Raw genomic sequence first — 6,592 nt, 5'->3', positions numbered from 1 at the left:
CGGGTGTGACGCTGCTCGGCGCGTCGCTCGGCAACATCGAGTTCGTCCACAAGAACATCGAGGCGATCCTCGTCCTCATCGTGCTGGTCTCGGTCGTCCCGATCGTGATCGAGTACCTCCGGGCCCGCTCGCAGAGCAAGAAGCAGCCCGCCGCGTCCCCCGAGGACGGCACCCCTCCGGCCCAGCGCGGCCGCCACGCCAAGCGCTGACGCCGGTCCCGCCCTGCCGGGCGGCGCCGGCCGGTGGGCGGGGGTGGGGGCGACGCGCCCCCGCCCCCTGTCAGAAGCCGCGGGTGCGCTTCGCCGCGCGGCGCACCGCCGCGCTGCCGGGCGCCCGGATGAACAGGCGGGCCATCTCCCCGCCCAGGTTGACCCCGATCGCGATGGCCAGCGCCAGCGCCGCCGCCCGCGCCAGGGACGTGAACCCGGCGTCCATGTTGTTCTGGGCGATGTTCAGCACGCCCAGGTACGTGGCGCTGCCCGGCAGCAGCGGCCCGATCGCGGCCGTCACGTACGGCAGCGACGACGTGTGCTCGTACCGGGCCATGAGCTGCCCGAACAGGCCCACCAGCCCCGCCGCGACCGCCGTCGCCATCACCGTCGAGCCGCCCGCCGTCACCGCTATCGACGCGTAGATCACCCATGCCGCCGCCCCGTTCAGCGCCACGAACAGCACGGTGGAACGGTCCTGCTGGAGGAGCACCGCGAACGTCACGGACAGCAGGACCGCCGCGAGGATCTGGAGCACCGGCCGTTCGACGGCGCTCAGCACGCCCTCGGGGTTGAGCTTGGCGCCGAGCTGCACGCCCCCGTACAGCACCGACAGCACACCGACCACGATGGCGACGAAGAAGTACGCGACCTCCAGCAATCGCGCGGAGGCGGTGATGTAGAAGCCGGTCAGGCCGTCCTGGACGGCCGCGACCAGCGCCCGCCCCGGGATCAGCGCGAACAGCCCACCGGTGATCACCGCGTTCGGCTGGAGCCCGGCGTGCAGCAGGCTCACCAGCACGCCCAGGGCGGCCGGCGGCACCGCGGCCACCGCGAACTGGTAGAACTCCGGCAGCCCGCGCCCCGCGCAGAACCAGGCGAGCCGGTCGCCCAGCATCGCGCCGGCCGCGGCGATGAGGAACACCGCCACGTCACCGCCCAGCAGCATGGACGCGGCACCCGCGAGCCCGCCGGCCGCGACGGTGAGGACCCAGCCGGGGTAGGGGTGTCGGTTGCGGCGGATCTCCGCGAGGCGCCGGTACGCCTCCTCCAGCGAGACCTCGTAGTCCTCGGCGTTGATGTCGGCGACCAGCGTGTAGACCGCGGAGAGCCGGGTGTAGTCGGTGCCGCGCCGGCGCACGGTGCGGTTGGCGGTCACCGGGTCGTCCACCAGCGAGGGCTGGTAGGTGATCGACAGCAGGGTGAACGTCACGGTCGGCTCGCAGCGGTCGAGCCCGTACGAGCGGCAGATCGCGAACATCGCCGCCTCGACGTCCTCCGCGCCCTCTCCGCCCGCCAGGAGCAGCTCGCCGATGCGCAGCGTCAGGTCGAGCACGCGCGGCACGGCGGGGCCGGCGTCGTCCTGCTTCTGCACCGGTTCCGGCACCGGCCGCTCGCTCACCGGCATGCGCAGCATGGTGCGCATCCGGTCCTGCCAGGGCGCGTCCTTGGACAGCCGTATCGCGGGGAACCCTTCCGCGGGCGTGAACGCGGGCGGGGACTCCTTCGCCGAGTACGTGGAGGGCGGGGCGAAGGCCGACCCCTCCGGCTCGGCGGGCCCCTCCGGCACCAGGCCCTGGGGGAGGGCGAACTCCGACGTCGTCTGCTGGTCCTCCTCGGCACCCGGGGGCGGTTCCACGCCCGGCGGTGGCGCGAAAGCGCTGTGTGCCTCATCGGACTGGGGCTTACGGTCCTCCGGACCGTCCGTCTCCGGCGCCACTGTGCTCGTCCTCGCTCCCATCCGACCCATCCGACCCGCCTGCCCAGTATGGGCACGGCCAAGGGCTGCCACACGACGACGGGCGGCGCACCCGCGGGGTGCGCCGCCCGTCACGCGGGGGAAGGGGGGCTCAGTGAGCGCCGCCCTGCGCCTCCAGACGCTTGATGGAGGCCTCGATCTCGGCCTCGGCCTCGGCGCGGCCGACCCAGTCGGCGCCCTCGACGGACTTGCCGGGCTCGAGGTCCTTGTAGACCTCGAAGAAGTGCTGGATCTCCAGGCGGTCGAACTCCGACACGTGGTGGATGTCGCGCAGGTGCTCCATGCGCGGGTCCGAGGCGGGGACGCACAGCAGCTTGTCGTCGCCGCCGGCCTCGTCCGTCATCCGGAACATGCCGATGGCGCGGCACTTGACCAGCACGCCGGGGAAGGTCGGCTCGTCCAGGATGACCAGCGCGTCCAGCGGGTCGCCGTCCTCGCCCAGGGTGCCCTCGACGAAGCCGTAGTCGGCCGGGTAGACGGTCGACGTGAAGAGGTGGCGGTCCAGTCGGATACGACCGGTCTCGTGGTCCACCTCGTACTTGTTCCGCGACCCCTTCGGGATCTCGATGGTGACGTCGAACTCCACGGGTGGCTCCTCCAAGATCAACACAAAACGTCGGGTGAAACTGCTCCCCCAGCAGGACCGGACCGCCGTGCTCACCGGGGGCGCCGTGCTCACGGCACAGCTCAGTGGTTAAGTGTCCCTCACGCAACTGTGTGCTCGCGAAAGGGGCTGGTCAGCCGTGCTGGAGCCGAAGCTGATGCGGCTCACCGCGGGTTCCGCCGTGCTCGGCCTCGTCCTGGCCGCCGGGGCGGTGACCCTGGCCGGGCCCTGGGACTCGGGTCAGCGTACGGCCGAGCGCGCCCGCGCCGCGGCCCAGGCCCCCACAGGTGGCGCAGATCACCACGCGGCGGGCCCCGAACGCCCCGCCCCCCGGCCCCCCGCCCCGGCCCCCAGCGCCCCCGGCGTGCTCACCGCCCTCACCGCCGCCGCGGCCCCGGCGGACTCCCGCCCGGCCGGCCCCCGGCCCGCGCCCCTCGCGGCCGCGCTGGCGCCGCTGCTCGCCGATCCCGGGCTCGGCCCGCTGCGCACGGCGTGCGTCATCGACGTCACGACCGGGAAGCAGCTTTACGGCGACGGGGCCGGCACCCCGATGACCCCCGCCTCCACCATCAAGATCGCCACCTCGCTGGCCGCCCTCGACGCGCTCGGCCCCGACCACCGCATCGCCACCACGGCCGTCACGGGCCCCGACGCCCGCCGCGTCACGCTCGTCGGCGGCGGCGACCCCACGCTCGACGCGACCCGGCTGCGCGCCCTGGCCGCCGACACCGCCCGCGCCCTGCGGTCGCGTGGCGTCGCGGAGATCACGCTGACGTACGACACCTCCCGGTACACCGGCCCCGAACGCCACCCGATCGGGGTCAACGACAACATCGCCCCGGTCACCGCCCTGATGACCGACGAGGGCCGGCTCGCCGCCCCGGCCGCCGGACCCGCCCCCCGCTCCGCCGACCCGGCCGGCGACACCGCCCGCGCCTTCGCCGGCCGGCTCGCCGAGCACGGCGTCACCGTGCGGGGCGCGGCGGCCCGCGCGCGGGCGCCCGAGAAGGCCACCCTCCTGGCCAGGACCTGGTCCCAGCCGCTGTCCGCCCTCGTCGAGCGGGCCCTCACCACCAGCGACAACGACCTCGCCGAGGCCCTCGCCCGCCAGACCGCCATCGCGGCCGGCCTGCCCGCGAGCTTCGACGGGGCCGGCCGTGCCGTCGCCCAGCGGCTGCGCGGGCTGCGCGTACCGCTCGCCGGAGCGAGGTTCGCCGACGGCAGCGGCCTGGACCGCCGCGACCGCGTCTCCGCGTCCCTCCTCACCGCCCTGCTCGCCCGGGCGGCGGACCCCGCCCGCCCCGAGCTGCGCCCGGTCCTCACCGGCCTGCCCGTCGGCGGCTTCAGCGGCACCCTGGCGGATCGTTACGCCGACGGCTCCCCGGGGGCCGCCGGCGCGGGGCTGGTACGGGCCAAGACCGGCACCCTGTCCGGCGTCAACGCCCTGGCCGGCACGGTGGTGAACGCCGACGGCCGCCTGCTGGCGTTCGCGTTCCTGGCCGGCCGCACCCCCTCCGCCGCCACCGCCCAGCCCGCCCTGGACAGGCTCGCCGCCGCCCTGGTGGCGTGAGCCGGTCGGCGCCGCACCCTGACCCGATCCGCCGCCGAGCACGTACGGTTGACGCATGACGAGCATCGGTGGTGCCGAGATGGTCGACTGGAACCTCGCGGTCGCGACCGCGACCCGACTGGTACGCCCCGGGCCCGAGGTGAGCCGCGACGAGGCCCGCGCGGTGGTCGCCGAGCTGCGGCGGCACGCCAAGGCGTCCGAGGAACACGTCCGGGCCTTCACCCGGATGATCCCCGAGGGGCACGAACCGGAGGACACCCCCGTCCTGGTGGTCGACCGGGCCGGCTGGATCAGGGCGAACGTCGCCGGTTTCCGGGAACTGCTCAAGCCGCTGCTGGAGAAGATGCAGGAACGCCGCTCCAACAGCCCCGGCGGCGCGGTGCTGGGCGCGGTCGGCGGCAAGGTGACCGGCGTGGAGCTGGGCATGCTGCTGTCGTTCCTGGCGTCCAGGGTCCTCGGCCAGTACGAGACGTTCGCCCCCGCCACCCGGGACCTGCCGGCCGGCGAGGGCGGCGGCGGCAGGCTGCTGCTGGTGGCGCCGAACATCGTCCACGTCGAGCGGGAGCTGGACGTGGACCCGCACGACTTCCGCCTGTGGGTGACCCTCCACGAGGAGACGCACCGCACCCAGTTCACGGCCGTGCCGTGGCTGCGCGACCACCTCCAGGGCGAGATCCAGTCATTCCTCGCCGCGACCGACATGGACCCGATGACCGTGCTGGAGCGCCTGCGGGAGGCCGCCCAGGCCCTGACCGGTGCCCGCCCCGAGGGCGAGGAGGACGAGGGCGGCCGCTCTCTCGTCGAGCTGGTGCAGACCCCCGAACAGCGCGAGATCCTCGGGCGCCTCACCGCCGTGATGTCGCTGCTCGAAGGACACGCGGACTACGTGATGGACGGCGTCGGGCCGCAGGTCGTGCCGTCGGTGGCGGAGATCCGGGAGAAGTTCCAGCAGCGCCGCGCCAAGGGCGCCTCCCGCCTGGACCAGGCGCTGCGCCGGCTCCTCGGCCTGGACGCCAAGCTGCGCCAGTACCGGGACGGCGAGCGGTTCGTCCGGGCGGTGGTCGACGAGGTCGGCATGGCCGGCTTCAACCGGGTGTGGACCTCCCCGAACACGCTCCCCACCAAGGCGGAGATCGCCAAACCGGCGGACTGGGTCGCGAGGGTGCACCGTAAAGCAGAATGAGGAGCCCGATCCGGCCGACGGCAGAACAACGCCCCTCCAATCACCCATCCGAGGGACCGTGGGCAGTGGGTAGGCGTGCGATGCTCGGGTAACGGCCGAGTTCTGTCACCATCGACGCACTCTGAGTGACCGAACCCCCCGCTCCGGCCGTTAAGACTCCGACCGAGGCACCCCCCCAACTTCACACGAAGGGCACCGGACATGGGTCCCCATCCTGCGGTCGCGGCGATACGCCTGGCGGTCCGCCGCGTACTCCACGACGTCCTCACCGAACACCCCGCTCCCGCGCACCCCGCGGCCGGCACGACCGCCGCCGCCGCCGACGGCACCGGCGGGTCCCACCGGCCCCCGCTCGTCCTGGTGGCCTGCTCCGGTGGCGCGGACTCCATGGCGCTGGCCTCCGCCCTGGCCTTCGAGGCCCGCAAACTCCACGTCCGTGCCGGCGGCATCACCGTCGACCACGGCCTCCAGCCCGGCTCCGACCTCCGCGCCGCCGAGGTGGCGGCCCGCCTCACCGCGATGGGCCTCGACCCGGTCGAGGCGGTCGCCGTGACCGTCGGGCGCGACGGCGGGCCCGAGGCCGCCGCCCGTGACGCCCGGTACGCCGCGCTGGACGAAGCCGCCGAGCGCCTCGGTGCCGCCGCCGTGCTCCTCGGCCACACGCGCGACGACCAGGCCGAGACGGTGCTGCTCGGCCTCGCCCGGGGGTCCGGCATCCGCTCCCTGTCCGGCATGGCCGCCGTCTCCGGCAGCCGCGACCGCTACCGCCGCCCGTTCCTCGAGGTCGACCGGCAGACCGCGCGCAAGGCCTGCATGGTCCAGTCCCTGCCTGTCTGGGACGACCCGATGAACGCCGACCCCGCCTACACCCGCTCCCGGCTGCGCCACGAGGGCCTGCCCGCCCTGGAGAAGTCCCTCGGCAAGGGCGTCGTGGAGGCCCTCGCCCGGACGGCCCGGCTCTGCCGCGACGACGCGGACGCCCTGGACGCCTGGGCCGCCGACGTCGACCCGTCCCTGCGGGACGAGGCGGGCCTGCTGGAGTGCGCCAAGCTGTACGCGCTGCCGCCCGCCGTCCGCCGCCGCGTCCTGCGCCGCGCGGCCATCGCCGAGGGGGCCCCGGCCGGTTCCCTGTTCGCCCGGCACGTCGAGGAACTGGACCGGCTGATCACCGGCTGGCGGGGCCAGGGGGCCATCAATCTGCCCGGCCGCGTCGAGGCACGCCGCCAGGGTGGCAGACTGGTCATTCGGCAAGGCTGACGCAGGCTGC

The 6,592-nt window shown here is 74.6% G+C and carries 5 protein-coding genes and 1 pseudogene; 4 read left to right on the top strand and 2 right to left on the bottom strand.

All coding sequences use genetic code 11. The annotated features are described in order from the left end of the window. A pseudogene (locus ACZ7LK_RS31660) lies at positions 1–209 on the top strand (DedA family protein); the annotation flags it as partial. Between the two features lie 70 nt (positions 210–279). Here ACZ7LK_RS31660 and ACZ7LK_RS31655 read toward each other — a convergent pair. Together ACZ7LK_RS31655 and ACZ7LK_RS31650 are read right to left on the bottom strand one after the other, a co-directional pair. Beyond that, on the bottom strand, positions 280–1,950 hold the full coding sequence (locus tag ACZ7LK_RS31655) for a threonine/serine exporter family protein (protein WP_392275380.1): 1,671 nt from the start codon (positions 1,948–1,950) through the stop codon (positions 280–282). Between the two features lie 109 nt (positions 1,951–2,059). After that, positions 2,060–2,554 (bottom strand): inorganic diphosphatase, encoded by a 495-nt coding sequence (locus ACZ7LK_RS31650; RefSeq protein WP_073756976.1) that lies wholly within the window; start codon positions 2,552–2,554, stop codon positions 2,060–2,062. A 175-nt stretch (positions 2,555–2,729) separates the two neighbouring features. On the opposite strand from ACZ7LK_RS31650, the gene dacB reads away from it, so the two are divergent. From dacB to tilS, 3 genes are all read left to right on the top strand, one after another. Next, positions 2,730–4,142: a D-alanyl-D-alanine carboxypeptidase/D-alanyl-D-alanine endopeptidase gene (gene dacB, locus ACZ7LK_RS31645; RefSeq protein ID WP_471144595.1), complete on the top strand. Its 1,413-nt coding sequence runs from the start codon at positions 2,730–2,732 to the stop codon at positions 4,140–4,142. A gap of 55 nt (positions 4,143–4,197) precedes the next feature. Further along, positions 4,198–5,325, top strand: coding sequence for a zinc-dependent metalloprotease (locus ACZ7LK_RS31640; protein WP_392275379.1), 1,128 nt, complete (start codon positions 4,198–4,200; stop codon positions 5,323–5,325). A 201-nt stretch (positions 5,326–5,526) separates the two neighbouring features. Then, positions 5,527–6,582: a tRNA lysidine(34) synthetase TilS gene (gene tilS, locus ACZ7LK_RS31635; protein WP_471144592.1), complete on the top strand. Its 1,056-nt coding sequence runs from the start codon at positions 5,527–5,529 to the stop codon at positions 6,580–6,582. Positions 6,583–6,592 lie beyond the last annotated feature (10 nt).

Source organism: Streptomyces sp. NPDC039423, from assembly GCF_055598725.1.
The sequence above is the reverse complement of the archived record's forward strand: the minus strand, read 5'-3'. Positions and strand labels throughout refer to the sequence as shown.